Genomic DNA, 22,763 nt, shown 5'->3' on the forward strand with positions numbered 1-22,763 from the left:
GAGCGCGCGACCGCGAGTGCCTGCAGCGTGCAACGGCGTCTCTCCGACGCGCAGGGCAAGCTCGAGGTTCCGCGCTGCCCCGACAAACCTGGGCAAATGCTGCGGGGCCTTTCCCCACCTGAGCTTTGGGTCTAGATTCCGCGCGTCGCTCGGGGCGCGGCCTGGCCGCTGAGACGAACCCGTGGAACCTGATCCGGCTCATACCGGCGGAGGGAAGCGACGCTGCCCGCGGCGTCCTTCCTTCCGAGTGCAAAAGAAGGAAAAGATCGATGCCCGCTTGGACCCTGCCGCAGCACGGCGCGAAGAACCCCTCCACCATGGGAGAAGGCACCACGCCCGGCTCCTTCGCTCTTTCCGCAGACGTCGGCGGACGGCTGGCGTTCTCGTCACCCGACACGCCTGGCATGCCGGCGCCGAGCGACAAGACGGCGTGGGACTTCCTGCCCGAAGGCTGGACCCGCGGCGCGGATGGCTTCGCGGTGGCGCCCGAGGGCTTCACCCCGGTGACGCAGCTCGAGCACGCGCGTCTCGGGATCGTGACACCGCAGATGAAGCGCGTGGCGGCGCGCGAGCCGCATCTCTCGCCCGAGCAGGTGCGCGACGAAGTGGCGGCGGGTCGCATGATCATTCCCGCCAACCGCGTGCACCTCGGCTACCAGCTGGACGCCATGTGCATCGGCCGCGCGAGCCGCACCAAGATCAATGCGAACCTGGGCGCCTCTCCCGTGTCCAGCGGCACGGACGAAGAGGTCGAGAAGATGCGCTGGTCCGTGCGCTGGGGCGCGGACACGGTGATGGATCTCTCCACGGGTGGCGATCTGGATGCCTGCCGCGAGGCCATCATCCAGGCGTCCAAGGTGCCCATCGGCACCGTGCCCATCTATTCGATGATCATTGGGCGTAAGATCGAGGAGCTGACCAAGGAAGTGATCCTCGAAACCCTGCGCCACCAGGCGAAGCAGGGCGTGGACTACTTCACGATCCACGCGGGAGTCCTGCGCGCGCACCTGCCGTTGGTGAAGAAGCGCCTGATCGGCATCGTGAGCCGCGGCGGCTCGCTGCTCGCCAAGTGGATGCTCACCCACGGCGCCGAAAACCCCATGTACACGCTGTTCGAGGACATCTGCGACGTGATGCGGGAGTACGACGTGTCGTTCTCTCTGGGGGACGGCTTGCGCCCGGGCGGTCTGGCAGACGCCACGGATCAGGCGCAGCTGGAGGAGCTCTCCACCCTGGGCGAGCTCACGGAGCGCGCCTGGCGAAAGGGCGTGCAGGTGATGATCGAAGGACCCGGCCACGTGCCCTTCGATCAGATCGAATACAACATGAAGCTCGAGCGGCAGCTGTGTCACGGCGCGCCGTTCTACGTGCTGGGGCCGCTGGTGACGGACGTGTTCCCGGGCTACGACCACATCACGAGCTGCATTGGCGCCACGGCGGCGGCGTATCACGGGGCCAGCATGCTCTGCTACGTGACGCCGAAGGAGCACGTGGGTCTGCCCAAACGCGACGACGTGAAGCAAGGCTGCATCGCCTACAAGATCGCGGCGCACGCCGCGGACGTGGCCCTGGGCATTCCCGGCACCCGAGATTGGGACGACGATCTGACGAAGGCGCGCGCGGCGCTGAACTGGGAGAAGCACTTCGACCTGGCGTTCGACAGTGATTTCGCCCGCGCGCTGCACGACGAAGACCTGGACGTGGACACGGACTTTTGCGCCATGTGCGGTCACGATTGGTGCTCCGTGCGCATCTCCAAGGAGATCGTGGAGTTTGCCAGCGGCAAAGCCGAGGGCTTCGAGCGGGACAAAGTGCTGAAGAGCGCGGCGCTCTCCCCCGAGCAGCGCGCCATGCTGGAGAAGCGCGGCGTGCTCTCGCCGGACGAGATCCATCGCCTGGCCAACAAGACGCGCGCCGCCGTGGGCGGCGATCACGACAAGGCCAGCTGCCACAGCGACTACGTGGACGACGACACCGCGCGCCACATCCAGGAAGAGCGGCTGGTTCAGATCGGCAAGAAGCCCGCCGTCGCTTCCCCGTGAAGCACGCGCTGGTGCTGACGTTGGCATTGGGCGCGTGCTCCACGAAGCCGCGCCCGATGCCCGAGTACCCATGCTGCGTGGGGGGCAACATGGCGAGCTGCCATGCTGAGCCTGGTATGGAGAAGCCGTTCGTCACTTGTCCGGACGGCAGCTGCGCCGACGACACGGCGAGCTGCCCCGCCCCCGAGCCCGCCGCAGCCCCCGAGGCGGAAGTGGATTGCGACGAGCTTTCGGACGACGTCGCGCAAGCGCTGGCGGACGACGACACTTGCTCCAGCGACGCGGACTGCGTGCGCATCGAGCTGCCCTGCGTGGCGCCCTGCGGCATGGCGGCTGCGAAGGCCGCAGTCGCTTCCCGCGACAACGAGCTCGACACGTTCCGCAGCCAATGCGACCGGAGCTGCGGCAAGGTGAAGTGCGCCGCCTGGTCCGAGAACACGCCCGCGTGCTCCAACGGCAAATGCGTGATCCCGCACTGACGCTGGCTCGAGCCCGTGTTTCGTGGCATGGCCCGAAGGCGGAGGCAGGCATGAATACCTTGGGGCGCTCGGGGGTGATCGCTTTCTTGTTCGTCACGCTTTCGGCGTGTGGCGGCTCTTCGACCGGCGGCGGCAGCGGCGGTGGTGGCGGAGCGTTGGGGGGCAGCGGCGGCGGCGGCGCGAGCGGGGGAACCGGGGGCGACGACATTCCGCTGGCGGAGATCCAGGAGATCTGCGCCAAGGTGGATCAGCTGCCGTGCAAGCTCGAACACTGCGTGGCGGACGCCACGGAGTCCGCCGCCAGCGCCGCGAAAGACGGCTGCTCTCCGGAGTTCAAGGCCATCCTCGATTGCATCAAGCTGCACCCGATGGTGTGCGTGGACAATCAGCCGGAGCTCGACCCGGCGTGCGTCGGAGCATCGGATGCCTACGGTGAATGCTCGGCGGGGGACTGCAGCGGGGGCGCCAGCTCGAGCGGCGGCTGCGAGGCAAGCTGCACCGGCAGCTACGGCGTGAGCTGCGTGCCGACGGACACGCCCGACCCCGCCCTCAGCTGCACCTGCACTTCGGGCCCCAACACGGGCAGCGGCTTCACCGTGGTGGGCACCTGCAACGACACGGAGTGGCTGAATGCGGCACCTTCGTACTGCGGTCCGTAGCGGCATGCGTATCGCCCTGACGCTACCGTTGCTCGCGTCCATCGGCTGCGCGGCGGCGCCACCGCCGACCACGGCGAGCTCGGCGCGCGCTTGCCCCACGACGGAAGAGTGCCAGCGGCGCTGCGACGCGGACGATCCGACGGCCTGCTACGTCCTCTTGGTGCTGGCGGACAAGGGCGCCGCGAACGCGGATGCCGCGAAGAGCGCCGCGGAAAAGCTCGGCAGCTTGTGTGACCACCGCGATGGCGTCGCCTGCCAGCTCTTGGGCGCCGCCCACGCCGAGGGCACCAGCGTGCCCAAGAACATGGCCGTAGCCGTGGCCGCCCTAGCCCGCGCCTGCGATCTCGGGCGCAGCGCCGCGTGCTCTGGTGCCGGTGCAGCGCTTCGGGCGGGGGCCGGCTCGGATCGACGCCGAGCGCGCGAGCTCCTCGAGCGCGGCTGCGAGGGCAAGGACGGCGCAAGCTGCTCGGTCCTCGCCAACATGGAGCGCTATGGAGAAGCGGGGCCCACCAACGACGAACGTGCCGTCGCGCTGTACCAACGTGGCTGCGATCTGGGCGACCCCACCGGCTGCGCCAACCTGGCCACGATGTACCAAACGGCGGAAAGCGTTCCCCAGGACGCTGCGCGCGCCGCTCGGCTCTACGAAAAGGCATGCAGCGGCGGCTTGGTGCTGGCCTGCACCAGCTTGGGCGTGATGCTCGCCAGCGGTGAAGCCGGCAGCAAGGACCCGACACGCGCCGTGACGCTGCTGCGCCGCGGCTGCACAGCCGATCACGCCCCCGCCTGCGCGTACCTCGCAACACTCTTGTATCAGGGCGAGGGCACGAAGAAAGACGTCGCCGAGGCGGTGCTGCTCCTTCGGCGCACGTGCGACAAGAACATGACCGAGAGCTGCACGTTGCTCGGAAGCATCTTGGCGCAGGGCAAAGGCGTCGCCGCGGATCCGAAGGCGGCCGCCGAGGCCTTCGAGCGCGCGTGCGCAGAGCGCGATTGGCTGGCGTGCACCGGGCTCGCGGCGCTCTTGATGGCGGGAAACGGCGTCGACAAGGACGAGGACCGTGCGCTGTCGCTCCTCATTCGCGCCTGCGACGCGAATCACGCCGACGCGTGCTTTCGCTTGGGTGCCGCGTACACCTCGCAAGAGCAAAAGGATCTCGCACGCGAAATGTTCGAGAAGGCGTGCCAGCTGGGGGACACGCGCGCCTGTCAGCAGTCGCCGTCGCCGTGACGCGTTGCGACAGTTCGCAAGCGCACACGAAATTTACACCGGCGCTCCACCGATACTTGTCATGCACCAAGACCGCCGCGCGCCGGTCGGTGGTATGACACGCACCATGCGCGGGCTTATTCGTTGGATCTCCGTCCTTCCACTTTTGCTGGCCATCGCAGCCTCTTGCTCGGCGACGAACAGCGACAAGACCAACAACGTGGGCGGCGGCAGCGGAACCGGTGGTGGCGGCGGCACTGCCGGCAACGACGGCGGCTTGAGCTGCGGCTTCTGTGCGGGCAACCAGTACACGCCGTGTGACAACGGCAAGGCCGGCACGCCCGTCGATTGCCCCAAGGCTTGTGCGCCCACCGTCGGTTGCACCGAATGCGTGCCGGGAACCAAGTCCTGCGTCGGCAACGAGGTGCATCGCTGTAGCTCGGACGGCTCCAACACGGACGAGCTGGTGGAAACCTGCGATGTTGCAAACGGCGTCGTGTGCTCCAACGGCAAGTGCAGTGATGCCTGCCAGGTTGCGGAAGATCAGCCCTCGAACGTGGGCTGCGAGTTCTGGGCGGTGGATCTGGATCAGCAAGACGGCGGCGGAAACGATCCCGCCAGTGCGCCCTGGGGCATCGTGCTGTCCAACGCCAGTCAGTCTCAGGCCAACGTGACCATAGAGCTCAACTCCGCGCCGCAGGGTCAAACGCCCACGCCACAGGTGGTCAAGCAGGTGAGCGTAGCCCCGGGCAGCTTGGAAACCGTCGCCCTGCCCACGCGCGAGCTGGATTGCGGCGTGAAGCCCAACGACTACTTGTCTCCGGGAACGTGTCTGTCCTCCAACGCGTACCGCATCACGTCGTCCGCGCCCATCGTGGTCTATCAGTTCAACGTGTTCACCAATGCGTACTCGAACGACGCCTCGCTGCTGTTGCCCACCAATGCGCTGGGCAAGATCTACCGGGTCATCGGCTGGGGCGCGGGGCACCCGGTGCCGTTCGATTTCCCCGGGATCGGGCATGTGGTCGATCGCTCCTACGTCACCGTGGTGGGCACCCAGCCGAACACTCAGGTCACCGTACGACCGAGCTACCGCATCAAGGGCAACCCACCCATCCCGGCCACCCCCGCAGGCGGCGACATCGTCGTCACCATCGGCCCCTTCGACGTGCTGAATCTGGAGACCGACGACGCCACGTTGAACGAACAGAACCCCGCGGACTTGAGCAGCTCCGTCGTGATCTCCAGCGCGCCCGTCGCCGTGTTCAGCGGCGTGGAGACGACCAGCGCACCGGGCAGTCTCGACGTGCCCAAGCCGCCCGGCTGGCAAGACGGCGACACCTGCTGCCTCGATCACCTGGAAGAGCAGATGTTCCCGGCCGAGTCCTTGGGTAACAACTACGTCATCGCCCGGAGCCCCGTGCGCTCCACCGGCAGCTTCAAGGAGCCGGACGTGATCCGCTTCTTGGGCGTGGCCGAGACCGCCGACGTCACCACCACCCTCGCACCGCCATACGATCACTTCACGCTGGCGCCCGGTGAGCTCAAGACCACGTACGCGCAAGACGACTTCACCGTGACCACCGACAAGCCCATCATGGTGGGTCAGATCCTGGTCAGCAATCAGTACGTGGAGGGCAACTACATCGGGGATCCCTCCCTCACCGTGTTCCCGCCGGTGGAGCAGTACCGCACGCAATACGTGATCCTCACGCCCCCGAGCTGGACCAAGAACTACGTGGTGATCACGGCAGAGGTCGGCTCCAGCGTGATCCTGGATGGCAGCGCGACGGCGTGCCCCACCACGCCGTCCGGCACCGTGAACGGCGTCAGCTACGAGTCACGCCGCTGCCCGCTCACCCAAGGCGTGCACAACCTGTCCGGGGACAAGCCCTTCGGCATCGTCGCCTACGGCTACGGCAGCGCCGGCTCCTACGCCTTCGCGGGCGGCGCCGACGTGGAGCGCATCTACGAGCCGCCGGAGATCAAGTAGCGGTCACGCCACGCGGCGCGCCGTCAGGCGCGCCAGCACCTCACGGTTGTTCTCGCGATCCTGCGCATCCAGCCGCAGTGCGAGTTCCGTCGCCAAGGACGTCAGCTGGCGATGAGCGTCGCGCTCGACCTCGCCCAGCACGATCAACGCGCCCACGGTCCAGGCCGGCGTGCTGGCCGGAAACACCCACACGCAGGTAGCGCCGGTCTCGCGACGAATGGCGAGGTTTTCCGTGCGAGCCGGCTCGCCGGCGTCGTTCACCAGCGCCGTCAGCGAGGGCGAGAGCGGGTGAGACGATCGCGGCGCGGGTCCCGTCAGATCCACCGTGGTCACGGCCCGCCCCGCGATCTTGCGGGCGCGGCTCGCCAGCTCCGCGAGGAGAGTGGCGCGAGGCGCCAGGAAGACGCCGCTGCTGCGCTCGGTGGGCTCGAAAGTGTCGAACATGGCTTGTCATTCGGTTCGAACGGCAAACCTCCACGAAGCTTGATACCCGATGGCTTTTGTCGGGCCAGCGCGGAAACACCCCTCAACCTGGGGACGGAATCGGGATCGCCGCGGCCAGCGCCACTTCCGTGGCCATGCGCACGAGGTCGGCGCGCGTCGCAATGCCGAGCTTGCTCAGGCTCTGCGCCAGGTGCGCGCTCACGGTGTTTTCCGACAGGCCCAGGGCGTAGCTGATCTCCTTATTGGACCACCCCAGCGACGCGTAGAACACCACCTGCCGCTGGCGGGGGGACAGCGCTCGCGGCTCGGGGACACTCGGATCGTTCTTGCGCGCGAGCACGAAGCGACGACCATCGGAGTCGAAGTGATCCACCAGCGTCCAGCGCCCCGCCAAGAGCCCGCGCCAGAGCTCGAGGGCGTGCATCGGGTCCTTACGACCTTCCCGCGTTCGGGCTCGATCCATGTCCTTCACGGCAGCGCGGAGCACTTCCCGCGCGTCCTGCGCCTCGCCCGTCGCGTGGCTCACTTCACCGCCCGGCGAGAGCACCGCTTCCACGTCGGAGGCGTCCGTGGAGCGCGCGCGCCCCAGGAGGCGCCGCCCGGCCGCGAGGTGCACGGCAACGCGCTGCCACAGGCGCTTCGTCGCGTCACTGAGCAGCACGCGTCGTTCGTTCACGGTGGCGAAGAGCACGACCTCGCTGCCGGTGTTGACGAAGACCGCCAGCGAATCCCCGACGGGCATGGGCGACGTCTCGACGAGACCGGGTGACAGCTCTCCCACCACGTCCACGACGCTGGAGACGCCAGGCGTCCGCGCTGCCTGAAGCACGGCGTGCATCTGCTCGGGTTTGCTCGTGAGGTGGGCCGCCGTCAGCATGCGCCGGTTGAGCTCCGGGTCCACTGCAGATCCGGGACGAATCACCGGCACGAAGTGATCCGGAGGGCCTGGAATCGCGACCACGAAGGCGGCGCCCGTCACCCAGCCGGGATCCACGTGTGGGATGATCTCGTGAGCCAGCTGCTCCAGCCATTGCTCCGAGCTTTCCACCGGCGCGTACCCACACTCGATGGTCTGGATGGGATCGAAGGTCATGACGACGACTCTCCGGACGAAGACTGAAACGGGATGGCGGCAGCCAGCGCCACTTCCGTGGCCATGCGTACGAGCTCGGCGCGGGTAGCAATGCCCAGCTTGCTCAGGCTCTGCGCCAGGTGCGCGCTCACGGTGTTTTCCGACAGGCCCAGGGCGTAGCTGATCTCCTTGTTGGACCACCCCAGCGACGCGTAGAACACCACTTGCCGCTGGCGGGGGGACAGCGCTCGGGGCTCGGGGACGCTCGGATCGTTCTTGCGCGCCAGCACGAAGCGACGACCATCCGAGTCGAAGTGATCCACGAGCGTCCAGCGCCCCGCCAAGAGCCCGCGCCAGAGCTCGAGGGCGTGCATCGGGTCCTTACGACCTTCCCGCGTTCGGGCTCGATCCATGTCCTTCACGGCCGTCCTCAGCACGTCGCGCGCGTCCTTCGCCTCGCCCGTGGCGTGGGTCACTTCACCGCCCGGCGAGAGCACCGCTTCCACGTCGGCGGCGTCCGTGGAGCGCGCGCGCCCCAAGAGGCGCCGCCCGGCCCCCAAGTGCACGGCAACGCGTTGCCACAGACGCCGCGCGCCATCGTCCAGCACCACGCGCTTCTCACTCACGGTGGTGAAGAGCACGATCTCGCCGTCGCCGCTGTTGACGAAGACGGCCAGCGAGTCCTCCACCGGGAGCGGAGCCGTCTCGGTGATTCCGGATGGGAGCTCGCCGATCAAGTCCACGACGCTGGCGACTCCCGGCGTGTTGAGCGCACGAAACACGGTCTGCATCTGGTCGGGCTTCGCAGAGAGGTGAGCCGCGCGCACCAGGCGCAAGTTCGTCTCCGGATCCACCGGAGACCCCGCGCGAGACACGATCACCACCCGATCCGGCGGGCCCGGGAAGGTAGCGACGTAGGCGGAGCCGCTGACCCAGCTCGGGTCGATGTGGGGAATGAGCTCATGGGCGAGGCGCTCCAGCCAATCGTCCGAGCTGTCCACCGGCTCGTAGCCTCGCTCGATCAGGTGGACCGGATCGAAGCTCATGGCGGATCCAGCGCTGCTCGTCGCGTCGCCAGCTCCACCAGCTCGAAACGACTGGCCACCCCGAGCTTGCCGAAGATCGCCGCCAGCTGGTTGCCTACGGTGTTCACGCTGGTGCCCCGTTGGGCCGCGATTTCCTTGTTGGCCCTGCCCTGACAGACCAACGCCACCACCTCACACTCGGCAGCGGTCAGCTCCGGAAGCAGCGGCGGCGAGCTAGCGACTGCAAGGTATACGAACTCCTCGTCCCCCACCCGAAAGGACGCCCCGTCCACCCTCGCCATCTCGGCCAGGATACCACGCGAGGCGCCACGGTCCGTGGCATGGCAGCTAACGGAATTCACCATGCGGTGCGTTTTTCCTTTCAAGGAACCCACGGCCCGACCGCTCCCCAAAGTGATGGCCCCGATTGCTCCCGTGCCGCCCGCCCTGACCTCCGGCATTGCCGGGTATCGCGCCGCGGAAAACAAAATGGCCACGGCGGCGGCGGAAATCGCCCAGGCGCCGCTTCGGGATTCAGTGGAGCTCTCCGGCGGCAGCCCAGGCCCGGACCTGGCCGGCAGCATGGTGGATCTTCGCGTCGCGAAGTACATGGCCGTCGCCAATCTGAAGGTGATCCGCACCGCGGCGGATGTGGAGCAGAGCGTCGTCGACGAGCTCGGGCGCTGAGCTCACACACCCCAGCGGCGCCGCACGTGAACCCGGAGAATGTCCTGATACAGGGTGAGCTGCGCGCAGTGGTCCATCTTGTCGTTGCCGGCGTAGCCGCGCACGTGAAACGAGCCCTGCACGAACCAGGAGATCAGGTCCATGCCCACGGGATCCGACGGGCGCGGGCGGCTCGGGCGAGGATGACCGCCCACCCAGGCAACGAGGTAGTTCGCCGTCTCGGTGGTGGACGCGTAGCCCGGCGGGATGATCGACGAGTGCGTCACGAACATCAGGCGCCGCCCGCGAGCGGCCCGAGCGGCGAACTCGCCAAACGGCGCCAACTGCAGCTCGTTGAGCGTGCCGCCGTCGTGGGCGTAGCCGGAATGCAGGCCATCGAGCAGGATCACGGTGTCGACCCGGCGCTGGCCGAGAGGCTGGGACAGGATCCGCCCCACGGCCCCGTACCCCGCGCTCCAAGCGGAAAGTCCGATGAATCGCGCTCGGGCCTGCTTCACCCCGAGGTGCTCCGCCATGGCGTCTTCCACGCTCTCGACCAGCTTCTCGAAGGTCGCCGGAGACGCGAAAGACTCCTCGTAGGGGCCCGAACCGAGACCGAGATCGATGCCCACCAGCACTGGGCCGTCCATCACCTTCACCCACTCCTTGCGCGCTGCCTCGTGGCCGTGGAAGTGGAACATCACGTCGAAGCGCGCGCCCTTCTTCAGACGCCGGGGGACGATCATCTGCCCCATGGAGGGCGTGCGCTCCCAGGGGCGGTAGGCACCGAAGCCGGGATCCGCAGTGTTGCAGGGGTTTTCGCCGCCCCGCTGCTCCACCGTTTTCTGCACCTGAGTGCTCGACGGCGGCTTCTCCAGCACCCAACGCGCGGTGACGCGCGGAGCGGGCTTTGCCTCGACGCCGAGGGCCACGCAGAGCAGCGCGAGCACGAGCGCCGAGCTGATGACGCGAGGGCGCCCCTCCAGCGTCAACCGCTTGGCGCGCACCACCCGGGTATGGGCAGCGACTCGCCACGAATCGCGGTGGTTTCGTGTTGAGCCCGGTTCTTGCTTTTGGGTCGACGGCATCATGACGACAGGCAGCAAGAGACGCGCCACCGACAAGCCGGCAGCTTCCAGCCGCCCGCGCAGCGTGGCGCCCCTCGATCCCGACGAGGAGCTGTGGTTCGGCGATGATTCCAGCGAAATTGCCGAGACCGCCGCCGCCAAGAGCATGGCGGCGATGGCTGGTCGCATCATCGGTGCCAAGCCGTTTCCGGAAGCGGCCCGGCGGCTCGACGAGCTCACCCGCAACGACAAGGCGCACCCCCACGAGGTGGTGCGCGTGCTGGAGAGCGACCCCGCGCTCTCGGCGCGCCTCCTCCGCCTGGTGAACTCCGCGGGCTACGCCCTGCGCACTCGCTGCACGTCGGTGCGCCACGCGGCAGCGCTGGTCGGTGTCACACGCTTGAACCAGGTCGCCACGACGGCAGCAGTGCTGGACATGTTCGCCACCTCCTCCGCCCGAGCTGCGGCGCTGACCAAGCACGCCGCCGCCGTCGGTGCCATGTGCCGGTACCTCGCGGTGCACTTCGGCCTGCCGCGAGACGAGGTCGCAACCTGCGGCTTCTTGCACGACATCGGCAAGCTGATGCTGCTGGACACCGAGGGTGATCGCTACGCGGCGCTCTTGGACGAAGCCGGCTCCGGAACGGACCAGCTGCACAAGGCGGAGCGCAAGCTGCTCGGCTTCGACCACGCGGTGCTCGGCGCGCACGTGCTCTCCGCGTGGAACATCCCCCACCCCGTGCCCAAGGTGGTCGCCTTCCACCACGCTCCGGCGCGCGCCATGCAGCACAGCCCCCAGGTGGCGGCGATGGTCCACGTGGTGCGCCTCGCGGATCAGCTGGTGGGCATGATGGGGCGGCCTCACCCCGAGTCGCGGCTGGAGGAAATGGCCAAGGGCGAGGCAGCCCAGTACCTGGACATCTCGGAGCCGCAATTGGCCGCCATGTGGCCGGATTTGCGGACAATTTACCGCAATTCCTTCGACTCCGGAGCCTCCCTGGAGAGCCTGGCGCCGCGGCGCGAGAGCGTGCGCCCGGTGGAGGTGCCCAAGCACATTCCCTGCGGCGTGTGCCAGAAGCCGAGCTTTGGAGCGACCTGCCCGGCCTGCCATCGCAACGTGTGCCCCGAGCACCTGTCGGCCAACGGTTGGTGCGTGGACTGCCTGCAAGACTACCAGGAGGACGAGGCGCAGACGCAGACCAGCCCCGAGCTTCGCACCAGCGTCACCGTTGGTGCGTTGAGCTTGGCGGCGGTCACGGCCATCGTGGCCTGGGCCAGCGGCGCTTCGGCCACGGGCATCTTGGCGGCCCCGCTCCTCGCGTGGTTGGTGTTCGGCATCGCGGGCTTCGCGGGCTACCGCGCCTACAAGAAGATCCGCTTCCTGCGCGAGCGACGCCAGCGTTTGACCTTCATGTCACTCCCGCAGATCGCCGGCCCTTCGGAAGAAGCACTCCCGGTGGACGACGGGCCCAAGGATCTGCAGTGGACGGGTCCCTCCGTACAACCGGAAGCTCCGCTCGTCGTCGACGAAGGCCCCAAGGATCTACAGTGGTCCAGCGCGCCGGAAGGATTGAAGACACCGCCTGCGGTCGAGGAAGCTCCGGAGAGCCCCGTCGCGGAGGTCGCCGAGGTCGTCGCCCCCCACTCGATCACCACCGAGCCACCGGCGAAGAGCGACAAACCCCGACGCGGATCGCGAAGGGGAACGCGTCGGCGTTCGCGTCGGCCGGAGCCGCCGAGCGCCACGCTGTTCAATTCCCGCGGCCTCACGACCCAGCGCTGCTCGCCGACCCCCGCGGGGATGCCCTGCACGCCCTGGGCGCTTCCGGGGATCTCCGTTCGCGCTCCGGAACCAGAGGCGAGCGTCCCGGAGCAGCTGCCGCTCCCCGCCGTGGAAGCAGCGGCGCCCGCCGAAAATCTCCCGGATCCCTTCCAGCCGGAAGCTCCCGTGACCCTCCCCGCGCCAGAAGACACAGGCGTTCGCGCTGATCCGACGTTCAGCAGCGTGGAGGAGTTCGAGCGCTGGGCCCGCGACGGACCGCCCTCGGCGATTCAGTAGGGCTCAAAGATCTCCGCGATTTGCCGCTCTGTAGGAGAGCAATGGACTTCCGCGACGTACCCCGAGTCTCGAGCGCGCCGCCCATCTGCGAAGGCTCGCCTCGAATTCTGCTCGTGTCGCCGCGGGCCGAGCGCCACCGGCAGCTGACCGAGATCCTCGACGGCGAGGGCTACGAGACCCTCGCCACCCGCGACTCGGACGAGGTGCTGCGCCTCGCAGCGGAGTTCGAGCCGGACCTCGTGATGCTCGATGTCGAGCAGCGCGACATCACCGGAATGGAAGTGTGCGGCGAGCTCAAGGCAAGCGACCCGAGCCAGCAGCTACAGGTCGTGCTGGTGGCATTCGAGGAGACCGCGGAGCAACTGATCGCCGCCGGACTCCTGGCAGGTGCCGACGACTTCATCGGTGACATCGGTCGTGAAACGGAGCTCAGGGCGCGCGTGCGCGTTCAGCTCCGACACCGGCGTCACCTCGAAACACTGCAGCGACTGCGCAGTGAACGTGACGTGCTCAAGCGGGACGCCCAGATCGATCCGCTCACCGGTCTGATGAACCGACGCGCCTTGGAGTCCAACGCCTCCGGGCGGGTGGGCGCGCGCCAGCAATTCGGCGTGCTGTTCGTGGACGCGGATCACTTCAAGCGCATCAACGACCGCTGGGGCCACCTGGCGGGCGATCACGTGCTGAAGGCCATCGCGGAGGTGCTGCGCGCGAGCCTGCGCCCGGGAGACATCGTGGCGCGCTACGGCGGCGAGGAGTTCGTGGCGCTGGTGGCCGGGGCCGGGCCCGAATCGGCGCGATTGGTCGCGGAGCGCCTGCGACGCTCGGTAGAAGAGCTGGAAGGTACACCCGGGCTCCCCCAGCGCGTGACCGTGAGCGTGGGCACCGCGGTGTTCGATCCACGCGCCGACGAGAGCAGTGCCGAGACCGTGCTGCGGCAGGCGGACGTGGCCTTGTACGCCGCCAAGCGCACAGGTCGAAACTGCGTGGTCGCCTACGCTCCAGAGCTCGAGACGCGTACCAGCAGCAAGCCGTCGCAGATGCCCGACCGTATCAGCGTGGCAGGAGTGGGGTCCCGATGACCGATTCCTATCTCCAGATCGAGCCCGTGGTGGACTCCATGCCGCTGGAGCCCATGTCGGAGCTGGAGCAGGAGCTTCGACGTCGTCTCGACACTGGTCGCGCCGCACTACCAGTGTTGCCCCACGTGGCCGCGAGCGCTTTGAAGCTCGCCGCGGATCAACGTGCGAACGTGGAGGAGTTGGCGCGGCTGGTGGATACGGATCCGCCCATCGCCGCGCGGTTCTTGTCCGTGGCCAACAGCGCCATCTACTGGCGCGGCTTCAACGCCTCCACCACCCAAGCCGCGATCGTTCGCCTGGGCTTGGCGCGCACGCGCGATTTGCTATTCCAGATCGTATACGCGAACACCACCGTGGGGCTGAAACGGTACCAGGCGGTGGTCCGCGACTCCTTCGACCGCAGCGTGCGCTGCGCCGTTGCGGCCCGAGTGGTCTCCTCGCGGCTCGGCCTGCCCCAGGAGCTGGACTACATGTCGGGCCTCTTGCACGACATCGGCGAAGCCCGAATCTATCGTATTTTCGATGGATTACAGATCAAGCCCGAGCAGAAGAAGGAGCTCCACCAGCTGGTGCAGCGCTACCACTGCCGCGCCGGCGCGGAAGTGGCCATGGCCTGGCATCTGCCGCCGGAAATCGTGGACGCCTGCGCCGCGCACCACGACGACAGCTCCAAGGATTCTCCTCATGTACGCCTGGTGATGCTCGCCGATACCCTCGTCGACTCACTGGTCGCGCCGCAGCTCGAGCGCTTCGCCTTCTTGGGCGTGGACGAAGTCAGCGCCCAAGCGCTGATCGAAGGCTACCGCGACGCCCAGCGCAGCAGCATGCGCGCCCGCGCCCGCAGCTGACGTCTTCCTTTGTTGGTCCGGCGCGAGCCCCGTCAATCGTCGTCGTCGTCCGGCTCCGGCTCGACCTTCTTCTTCTTGGTCGACTTCTTCTCCACCGGCGGCGGCTCGGGTGACTCGTCGTCTTCGTCGTCTTCGTCCTCGGACGGCGTTGCCTTCTTCGACTTCTTCGGCGGCTCGTCGTCGTCGTCCTCTTCGTCTTCGTCTTCGTCTTCGTCGTCTTCGGGCGGCGGCGCCTTCTTTGCCTTCTTCGCAGGCTTCTTGGACTTCTTCGAGACCTTCTCCGGCTTGGCGAACTCCTCTTCGACGTCGGGATCGTAGTTGTCGTCGTCCTCGTCCTCGTCGTCGTAGTCCTCGTCGTCGTAGTCCTCGTCGTCGTACTCCGGACGCACCCAGCCCACCGGGAGCTTGCGCTTGAAGGCCCAATACAGGCCATAGAAGCCCAACAAAGCCGCGGGAATGCTCAGGTATTGGCCCATCGTCAAGGCGGACGAGGTGGGCAGCGTCTGATACTCCTTGAAGTACTCGACCACGAAGCGGCCGGGGAAATACAGCGCGAAGAACAGCGAGATCAGCGCGCCCCGCGGTCGCTTCTCCTTGCCGAGCTTCTTGTCGAACAGCCACAGGCACAAGAGCACGAACAGCCCGAGCGCCACTTCGTAGAGCTGGCTCGGATGGCGGTACGGAACTTCACCTACGCCGCGGTCGTATCGAGGGAAGCGAACGCCCCAGCTCTGGTCGGTGACGCGACCGACGATCTCGGAATTGAAGAAGTTGCCGACGCGCACCAGCGTGGCGCCCAGGGCCGCAGAGAACGAGAAACGATCGGCACCTTCCAAAAAGGGCACGTGGCGCCGCTTGGTGAACAGATACATCGCGAAGATGAGCCCGAGCACGGCGCCGTGGCTGGCGAGGCCACCTTCCCAGATGCGAAAGACCCAGAGCGGATCCTTGAGGGCCTTGTCCAGGTCGTAGAAGAGCACGTGACCCAATCGCGAGCCGACCAACACGCCGAGCACGCCGTACACGATGAAGTCGCCGGCGTCCTCTTCGTCTCCTCCACCGCGTTCGATCTGCCACTTCAGAAGCGAGTAGCCGCCCAAGAAGACGAAGACGAACAGCAGGCTGTAGTAGCGAATCGCGAGGGGCCCGATGTGGACCAGGATCGGATCGATGTTCCAAGTGAATTTCGGCACGAAGCTCTCCGCGTAGCGCCCCGCGACGGCGGGGTCGCCGCCTTCTAGTACTGCCTGGATGAGGTCACAAGCTGTCGACCCCTGGGCTTTGCAGCGAAAAGGCGGGAAATTCGCTCACAGGACTCGGCCCACGAGGCTGGATGCGGCGAGAACTGGGCTCCAAGGCGCGCCGTGTCCTCGACGCTGGCGAAAGGCGCGTCCCAAGGGGCTCGCGGCGGAACGACATCAAAATGTAATGGGTCGGCTGACCACGGTGACATCACCGAGTTGTGAGGGCTGCGCGCTGACGGGACGGAGTGGTGCCGCGACACCACGCGGGAAGCCAAGCGTGTGATCCGCGATTCGAAGGCGTAGCGGTGCCGGGCCGGTGGTCAGCTCCAAGATCACGCCGTCTGTTCGGGTGGGACCCGCGTAGCTCACGCGGTAACCGCTGCGAGTGGGCCAAGGCTCGACGACGCTGCCTGCGATCGTAACGTTCTTCACCGAAGCGGACGCCGGCCACTCCACGGAGAGAAGACGCGCTCCGCGCGCGCTCCGCAGACGCAGTCGAATGCGACGCTCGGCGCCCTTGGGCGCGGAGGCGACGAGCTCGGCGTCGGGCGGCGTGAGCGAAACGCGGGGCCCGGCGGCGGCGCGCACCTCGGGCCCCCATCCGCCGAACCAGGGCGAGGGATCCACGAGCTCTTTGCCGAGCTCGAGGCGCTCGGCGAGCGCTTCGGAGACGGGGCCGCCGGAAGCATCCACCAGGAAGCGACTGCGCTCGCCTTCCACGTGGAGCGCGATGCTCATGCGCTGCGGAGCTTCGGCGGAGAACGGTTTCATCGCTCCGGCAACGAAGACCGCGGCCAGGAACGCGGCGGCGGCGAGCACGACGAGGCGCGTGCGCGTGCGCTTGCCGGTCACCATGAGCAATGGAGCCAGAGGCGAGAGCGACAGCGCCCACACCAACGCGGTCACGCCCGGCACCGCGAACCCGACGGCGTCTTCCAACAAGAACGCGACAGGAAACCACAAAACGAAGGCGCTGACGGCGAACACCAACACGGCGAGCGCCGGGGCCGCGGCGCGCTCCTCGCGCGCGAAGCCGATGCACGCCGCGAGAGCGCCGGAGAGCGCCGGAACCAAGAACACGAAGCTCGCCTTGGGCATCACCACCGCGAGGACGAGCGCCAGTAGCAGCCACGAGAAGAGCGCGCCGAGCCACTCCTCGAGCCCCTGACGACCGAGACGCGCGACGATAGCGACAGAAAGCGTCGCAGCCGCCGCACAAGCCACCGAAAACGGCGTTGGGTGTGCGACAAAAGGTGTCGGCAACGCGCCTACCGCGTGCCAGCCGCGCTGAGCCAAGGTACCGAGCAGGAGCGCTACTGCGAAGCCGCCGAGCAACCGCAGGGACGACGCGGCGACGCGGCGCAAGGAGATCGCAGCGCGGCGGCGCAAGAGCAGGACGGCGACGACCGCGAGCGCCAGCGCCATGCCGCCGAGCACGCGGGCCCACAAGAGCGACCAGCTCACCACCGTGCGCCCGAGCAGATCGAAGTAGACGGCTTCTCCCTGGGGAGGCGACGACAGCTCCCGCGCGGCAGAGAGGGCGCGAACCGCGGCGAGAGCGTTGTCCCCTTGGTGCTGCAGGCTCGGCGCCGACAGGTGCTCGATGTCGTCGAGCGGAGTGTGGTACTGCGTGACGCCGCCGATGAACGCGAAGCCCACGCCCGCTAGTCCGCGCCGCCGAAACACGGACAGGTCCGTGTCGTTCGGCATGCGCCGGTACACGGAATAGAACAGCGAGCTGGTGACGGGATGCGCGAGGCGTGGGCCGATGACGCCCATGAGCCAAGCGTCCTCTCCGGTGGTCTCGAACAACAAGCTGGGCCCCCGAGTGCCACGCGCCTCCAGGTTCACCACCGCGCCGACGTCTTTCACGGCGCTGCTCTCGACGAACGCCCGGGCACCGAGCAGCCCGGATTCCTCGCCATCGTCGATCAGGAGCAGGACCGGGGACTTCGGCTTCTCCCCCCGCACCAGCGCGCGGGCGACCTCGAGCACGGCGGCAACGCCGGAACCGTCGTCCGCGGCGCCGGGCCCGGCGCCCACGGAATCATAATGGGCCGCCAGCAACACGGCGGGCCCCGGCTCGGATCCTTCGATGCGCGTCAGGATGTTTTGCACGCGAGCGCAGGTGCCGCGCCCGCCGCAAGCCACCGCCTGCTCCAGCTTGGGCGCGAGCCCGAGCGCCAAGAGCTCCTGCTCGACGCGGCGGCGTACCGCTTCGTTCGCTTCGGAGCCCACCGGATGCGGGCGACCCGTCTCGAGCACTCGACGCAGCGTGGCCCTCGCCCGCTCTTCCGAGAAGACGCTGGCGGCGGCAGAGGCGGGGCGCGGCTTCGGCGGCGTGAGCGTGGCCCGCGCCAAGAGCAGGCACACGCCGGCGAGCAGGAGCCCGAGCAAGAGGGCGCCGGAACCAAGTCTCGGAGGCTCAGCCACGAGGCGCCGCCGGCATCCGCACTCCGAGCTCCCGAAGCTGAAGAGTGACGCGGGGCGCCCAGCCCTGGTTGGCCAGGGGGCTCGCCGGGCTCGGATGCAGGATGCTCCCGATACGCACGTCGTCGCCGAGAACGAGGCGCGCGCGCTTCTCCGCGAAGGCGCCGACGCCGACCACGAGATCCGGACGGAGCTCCGCCATCGTTCGCTTCAGCGCCTTGTCGCAGGCGTCGAACAACGGCGTGCGCTCGGCCTCCGGGAGCTTCTCGGGAACGCGGTTCTTGCCGCCCTCTTCCATGAACACCAACGGGCAGTAGTTGACCACGAAGTGCTCGCGGAAGAAGCGCTCCGGCGTCTTGAAGGCGTCGCGAAACAAGCCCCACAGCCGCGCGCCGCTGACCTCCGAGCGCTGGCAATCGAAGCCGAGAATGGGACGCTTTTCGTGTTCCTTCGCCGGACGGCGAACCTTCTCGTTGATCTGGAGCCAGTCGCGCACGGCCGCCACTTCTCCGAAGGGCACGCCGGTTTGCGCCATGCCGAAGGGCCCGGGGTTCATTCCGACGAACACCACACGTTTCTCGCCGCCGCCAAAGCGCCTCAGGTACGCCTCGTGGGCGTCACGAGCGTACGCCAGCGGGTTGTACACGAAGCAAACCGGCGGTTCGAAGCTCAGCTTGGACACTTCTCGCGAGAGCTCCCGACTGATGCGAATCAGGTCCACGCCGAAGTCGATAGACCATGCCGCCGCTCCTGCAAAGCGATCTCGGCTACAATTCACGGTGATGGTTCGGCCCGAACCGGACATGGAAGCAAGCGAGCAGAACGCCGAGCTGACGGTGGTCGATTCGGGCACGGTGCAAACCGGCGAAAAGCCTTCCCGCGCGTTCGCGGACGGAAGCCTGATCTGCGAGCGCTATCGCGTGGAACGGCTGCTCGGCTTGGGTGGATTCGGCGAGGTGTACCAGGTCGTGGACGAGCGCTCTGGCCACCGGCTGGCGTTGAAGCTCGCTCGTCTTCTGGACGCGGACGCCCGCTCCCTCGACACGCTGCGAGCCGAATTCTCGCTGCTCGCTTCGCTCTCGCACCCAAACCTGGCGGAAGTGCACGACTTCGGAAACGTGAGCGACGACGTCGCCTACTTCACCCAGTCTTTGGTGACCGGCGTCCCCTTGGCGGAGAGCAGCCTGCGTCCGGACGATCCCAAGAGCCTGCCGTTGTGGACGCAGCTGTGTCGCGCCCTCGAGTATCTCCACGCTCGCGGCATCCTGCATCGGGACGTGAAGCCTTCCAACGTCTTGGTGGACGAAGCCGGCGGGCGGCTGACGCTGCTGGACTTCGGTATTTCGCGCGCCTTCGGCGGTGCTGACGACTATCGGCTGGTCGGTACCTTCGCCTACATGGCACCGGAGGCGATCACGGCGGGCCCTTTGGACGCCCGGGCGGATCTCTACTCCCTCGGCGTGGTGCTCTACCGCCAAGTGATGGGCGAAGCGCCGTATCACGGCACAGGTCCCCAGATCCTCGCGAAGCACCTGACCGCGAGGGTGCCGCCCCTCTCCGGCGTGAGTCCGCGAGTTGCCGAGGTGATCCTCCGGCTCCTGGCCAAGGATCCGGGCGCCCGCTACGCCTCCGCAGCCGAAGTCTTGAGCGCGCTGGCCGCCGCCAACGACGCCCCTCTCCCCGCGGAAGCGCCGGAAACGCTGGCGAGCTACGTGCTCTCCGGTCGGTTCGTCGGACAAGAAGACGCCGTCGCGAACCTGCGTCAGTGTGTCGTCGTCGACGAGCCGAGCGGTGCGGCGACGTTGGTCTTGGGCGGAGCCGGCAGCGGGAAATCGCGTTTGCTCCGTGAGCTGCAAAAGCACGTGCAGCTTGCCGGGCGAAACTGGGTCCAGGTGCGCGTTCAGGCGAGCTGGGCCGCCAAGTCGGTGGTGCCGTCCATCGCGCGGGCCGTGCTCACGCCGGCGGTCGTCGATCGCCTTTCGGAGGACGACCGCCGCGAGCTTGCCCGAGCCTTGCCGGAGCTCCGCCGCCGCCGCGAACGCCTGGGCATCGCGATGGATCCGAAGCGCGCACGCCGCACGCGCATCGAGGCCCTGGGCCGCGCCCTGGCGCTGTGCTTCGAGCATACCCCCGGCGTGCTCGCCGTCGAAGACGTCCACTGGGCCGACGCCGACGTGGTGGAGCTGCTGACGGCGCTGGTGCAAAGCGCTCGCCGGGAGCACGCTCGCGCCCATTTCCTGATCTCGTCCCGCCCGAACCCATTGGTGGAACCGCTGCCGTCCGAAGTGGGGGCCGACACCATCCGTTGCGAGGAGCTGTCGCCGGACGCCGTCCGACAGCTCCTGGATTCGATGTTCGGCCAAACGGATCTGCTCGCCGGCAGCGAGCTCGGGCAGCGTCCGACGACGGCGCAGCACGTGCAGGAATCCTTGCGCTTGGCGCTGGAGACCGGCGCCATCGCCCGCACTGACGGCCGCTGGGTCGCGCGTCGCCCGCTGCCGGATCTGCCCATCGCCGAGGTGCTTCGCGCTCGCATCCGGCAGCTGGACGCCGAGAGCCGCCGGGTCGCCTTGAGCGTCGCCGTGCTCGGCGGCGAGTGCTCTGGCGCCGAAGCGGCCGTCGTCGCCGAGCGGGATCCATCTCGTGCGGCGCTCGCGGTGCGACGGCTGGTGCGAGCCGGGCTGGTCGAGGAGCGCTCCGACGAGCGCGGCCGACCCCAGTACGCAATGCACGACCGATACCGGGAGATGGTGCTTTCCTCCGCGCCGGCGCGGACACTCCGGGCAGCGCACCGGCGAGCCGGCGCCTTGCGCCGCAAGACGGGAGGCAAGGACTGGCGCAAGCTGCTCTCCGCCGCGGACCACTTCGCTCGCGGTGAGGATCTCGGTCGCGCCGTGTCCATCGCCCGCGCCGCGGCGCGGGCCGCGGAAGCCGCGGGACGCCCGGATCAGACGGTGCTCGCCATCGCGACGGAAATCGAGCTGTACGGCCGCCAGGGCGAGGTCCCGGTCTCGGTGTGGCTCGAGGCGCTGGACGTCAACGTGCTCGCGGGCTTCGGCGACGCCGCGGACGAAGCGCTCGCAGCTCTGAACGCCCGGCTCGACGGCTGCGCTCCGCGTGAGCAGATGGAAATCCGACTGCGCCAGGCTCGCAGCGCCGTGGCGCGCGGCGAGCCGGCCCGCGCGCGCGAGCTCTTGGAAGGCATCAAGGCACCGGAGCTCTCGGCGGAGGTCGCGCTGAGCCGCGCAACGATCCACGAGGACTACGGCGACCAGCAGCAGGCGTTGGTCGACTACACCCGCGCGGCGACCCTCGCCGCCGAGGGTGAGCGGCACGGGTTCGCGTCGAGGGCCTGGCTCGGCGCGTCACTATCGAGCCTGCGTTTGGGGCAGCCGGAAGTCGCTCGCGAGCACGCCCGGCGTTCGGTAGCCACTGCCCGTGCGGCTCGAGATCCGGTGGCGCAATCCGAGGCGCTGCGTGCGCTGGGGAATGCCGAACGCGAGGTCGGCCGAGTGAGCGCGGCACTCGGCCTGTACCGCCAGGCGGTACGCCGGGCTCGAGAAGGTGGCAGCGCCGAGGGCGAGGCCAAGGCGCTGAACAACCTGGGGACCGTGTGCCAATGGACAGGGCTCATCGTGGAGGCAACGGCCGCCTTCGAACGTTCGAGCGAGCTGAAGGAACGCCTGGGCTTGCGTGCCTCCGCGCTGATCACCAAGAACAACCTCGGTCAGCTGTACCTGGCCGTCGGTCGGTTGGACGACGCCGAGCGCGAGCTCTCGTCCATCGTGGGACCGTCCAGCCCCGCTGCACCCGTGATCGCGGCCCTGGCAAACTCCAACCTGGGAGACTTGGCGGTGCTCCGAGGCCACCTCGACAAAGCCGTGGACTACTACCGACGCGGGCACGAGCAAAACCGAGAGCGATCAGTGGCGGTGCAGGACTCCCACGCTCTGTGTGGCCTGACGCGGGCACTATTGATGCGCGACAAACCCGACGAAGCACGGCGCTATCTCTCGAAGTTCGACGAGCTGGAGGGGCGAGCGGAGCTTTCGGAATCCCGCCAGCGCCACTGTTCCGCGACGGCCGCGGTATGGGACTACGAAGGCGACTCCCAGCGCGCCCTGGATAGCCTGCGACCGGCCCTCGACGACAGCCGCATGCGCTTCTCCGACGTGTTCGCGACGGCGCTCGAGGTCCGACTGATGGAGGCCGTGCTGCTGGCGCGCCTGGGTCGCCGAAAGCAGGCGGCGCGCCGACTCGAAGGCGCGGCGAAGGCGCTCGGCACCCACGCCGCGAAGATGGGCGACGAAAGGGCGGCGCGGCGCTTCGTGGCGGCGAGCCCGGTCCATCGCGCCATCGAGCAGCGGCGGCTGGACGCACCCCGCGGTTGGTATTGGCCGCCCGACGTGTGACGTGCGCGACGGGTATCGCGCCGCACCAACA

The 22,763-nt window shown here is 68.1% G+C and carries 18 protein-coding genes and 1 riboswitch; of the genes, 10 read left to right on the top strand and 8 right to left on the bottom strand.

What is annotated here, in order from left to right:
- The first annotated feature begins 140 nt into the window (after window positions 1-140).
- A riboswitch (TPP riboswitch) is annotated at window positions 141-232 on the top strand.
- 37 nt (window positions 233-269) lie between these two features.
- The 5 genes from thiC (at window position 270) to H6717_19900 (ending at window position 6,383) form a co-directional block, all read left to right on the top strand.
- Window positions 270-2,042, top strand: coding sequence for a phosphomethylpyrimidine synthase ThiC (thiC, locus tag H6717_19880; protein MCB9579299.1), 1,773 nt, complete (start codon window positions 270-272; stop codon window positions 2,040-2,042).
- Between the two features lie 116 nt (window positions 2,043-2,158).
- Complete coding sequence (locus H6717_19885) at window positions 2,159-2,521, top strand: hypothetical protein (protein MCB9579300.1); 363 nt, start codon at window positions 2,159-2,161, stop codon at window positions 2,519-2,521.
- Between the two features lie 50 nt (window positions 2,522-2,571).
- Window positions 2,572-3,180 carry a hypothetical protein gene (locus H6717_19890; GenBank protein ID MCB9579301.1) on the top strand — a complete coding sequence of 203 codons (609 nt, stop codon included), beginning with the start codon at window positions 2,572-2,574 and terminating at the stop codon, window positions 3,178-3,180.
- Window positions 3,152-4,411 carry a sel1 repeat family protein gene (locus tag H6717_19895; GenBank protein ID MCB9579302.1) on the top strand — a complete coding sequence of 420 codons (1,260 nt, stop codon included), beginning with the start codon at window positions 3,152-3,154 and terminating at the stop codon, window positions 4,409-4,411. Before H6717_19890 ends, H6717_19895 begins: the two co-directional genes overlap by 29 nt.
- Before the next feature lie 106 nt (window positions 4,412-4,517).
- A complete protein-coding gene (locus tag H6717_19900; GenBank protein MCB9579303.1) occupies window positions 4,518-6,383 on the top strand; it encodes an IgGFc-binding protein in 1,866 nt (621 codons plus the stop codon).
- A gap of 3 nt (window positions 6,384-6,386) precedes the next feature.
- On the opposite strand, the gene H6717_19905 is transcribed toward H6717_19900, so the two are convergent.
- The 4 genes from H6717_19905 to H6717_19920 all read right to left on the bottom strand — a co-directional run bounded on the left by H6717_19905 (window position 6,387) and on the right by H6717_19920 (window position 9,226).
- Window positions 6,387-6,827: a hypothetical protein gene (locus H6717_19905; protein MCB9579304.1), complete on the bottom strand. Its 441-nt coding sequence runs from the start codon at window positions 6,825-6,827 to the stop codon at window positions 6,387-6,389.
- Window positions 6,828-6,909: 82 nt separating this feature from the next.
- Window positions 6,910-7,920, bottom strand: coding sequence for a hypothetical protein (locus tag H6717_19910; GenBank protein ID MCB9579305.1), 1,011 nt, complete (start codon window positions 7,918-7,920; stop codon window positions 6,910-6,912).
- On the bottom strand, window positions 7,917-8,945 hold the full coding sequence (locus tag H6717_19915; GenBank protein ID MCB9579306.1) for a hypothetical protein: 1,029 nt from the start codon (window positions 8,943-8,945) through the stop codon (window positions 7,917-7,919). Before H6717_19915 ends, H6717_19910 begins: the two co-directional genes overlap by 4 nt.
- Window positions 8,942-9,226 (bottom strand): helix-turn-helix transcriptional regulator, encoded by a 285-nt coding sequence (locus H6717_19920; GenBank protein ID MCB9579307.1) that lies wholly within the window; start codon window positions 9,224-9,226, stop codon window positions 8,942-8,944. Before H6717_19920 ends, H6717_19915 begins: the two co-directional genes overlap by 4 nt.
- A gap of 115 nt (window positions 9,227-9,341) precedes the next feature.
- Here H6717_19920 and H6717_19925 point away from each other — a divergent pair, with 115 nt between their 5' ends.
- On the top strand, window positions 9,342-9,611 hold the full coding sequence (locus H6717_19925) for a hypothetical protein (GenBank protein MCB9579308.1): 270 nt from the start codon (window positions 9,342-9,344) through the stop codon (window positions 9,609-9,611).
- Window positions 9,612-9,613: 2 nt separating this feature from the next.
- Here the strand turns inward: H6717_19925 and H6717_19930 are convergent, their stop codons facing one another.
- Entirely contained in the window at window positions 9,614-10,597 is a 984-nt protein-coding gene (locus H6717_19930) for a hypothetical protein (protein ID MCB9579309.1), read from the bottom strand.
- Between the two features lie 82 nt (window positions 10,598-10,679).
- Between H6717_19930 and H6717_19935 the strand changes: the two genes are divergently transcribed.
- From H6717_19935 to H6717_19945, 3 genes are read left to right on the top strand one after another with little or no spacing between them, the layout of a single operon-like run.
- Complete coding sequence (locus tag H6717_19935; GenBank protein ID MCB9579310.1) at window positions 10,680-12,716, top strand: HDOD domain-containing protein; 2,037 nt, start codon at window positions 10,680-10,682, stop codon at window positions 12,714-12,716.
- Window positions 12,717-12,757: 41 nt separating this feature from the next.
- Window positions 12,758-13,798: a diguanylate cyclase gene (locus tag H6717_19940; protein ID MCB9579311.1), complete on the top strand. Its 1,041-nt coding sequence runs from the start codon at window positions 12,758-12,760 to the stop codon at window positions 13,796-13,798.
- On the top strand, window positions 13,795-14,646 hold the full coding sequence (locus H6717_19945; protein MCB9579312.1) for an HDOD domain-containing protein: 852 nt from the start codon (window positions 13,795-13,797) through the stop codon (window positions 14,644-14,646). Before H6717_19940 ends, H6717_19945 begins: the two co-directional genes overlap by 4 nt.
- A 32-nt stretch (window positions 14,647-14,678) precedes the next feature.
- On the opposite strand, the gene lgt is transcribed toward H6717_19945, so the two are convergent.
- The 3 genes from lgt to H6717_19960 all read right to left on the bottom strand — a co-directional run bounded on the left by lgt (window position 14,679) and on the right by H6717_19960 (window position 19,041).
- Window positions 14,679-15,839 (bottom strand): prolipoprotein diacylglyceryl transferase, encoded by a 1,161-nt coding sequence (gene lgt / locus H6717_19950; GenBank protein MCB9579313.1) that lies wholly within the window; start codon window positions 15,837-15,839, stop codon window positions 14,679-14,681.
- Window positions 15,840-16,064: 225 nt separating this feature from the next.
- On the bottom strand, window positions 16,065-18,323 hold the full coding sequence (locus H6717_19955) for a M20/M25/M40 family metallo-hydrolase (protein MCB9579314.1): 2,259 nt from the start codon (window positions 18,321-18,323) through the stop codon (window positions 16,065-16,067).
- Window positions 18,316-19,041 (bottom strand): single-stranded DNA-binding protein, encoded by a 726-nt coding sequence (locus H6717_19960; protein MCB9579315.1) that lies wholly within the window; start codon window positions 19,039-19,041, stop codon window positions 18,316-18,318. The genes H6717_19955 and H6717_19960 overlap by 8 nt, the downstream gene beginning before the upstream one ends.
- Before the next feature lie 61 nt (window positions 19,042-19,102).
- Here H6717_19960 and H6717_19965 point away from each other — a divergent pair, with 61 nt between their 5' ends.
- Window positions 19,103-22,732 (top strand): protein kinase, encoded by a 3,630-nt coding sequence (locus tag H6717_19965; GenBank protein ID MCB9579316.1) that lies wholly within the window; start codon window positions 19,103-19,105, stop codon window positions 22,730-22,732.
- Window positions 22,733-22,763: the final 31 nt, after the last annotated feature.

This window comes from Polyangiaceae bacterium (assembly GCA_020633235.1).
Taxonomy (GTDB): domain Bacteria; phylum Myxococcota_A; class Polyangia; order Polyangiales; family Polyangiaceae; genus JACKEA01.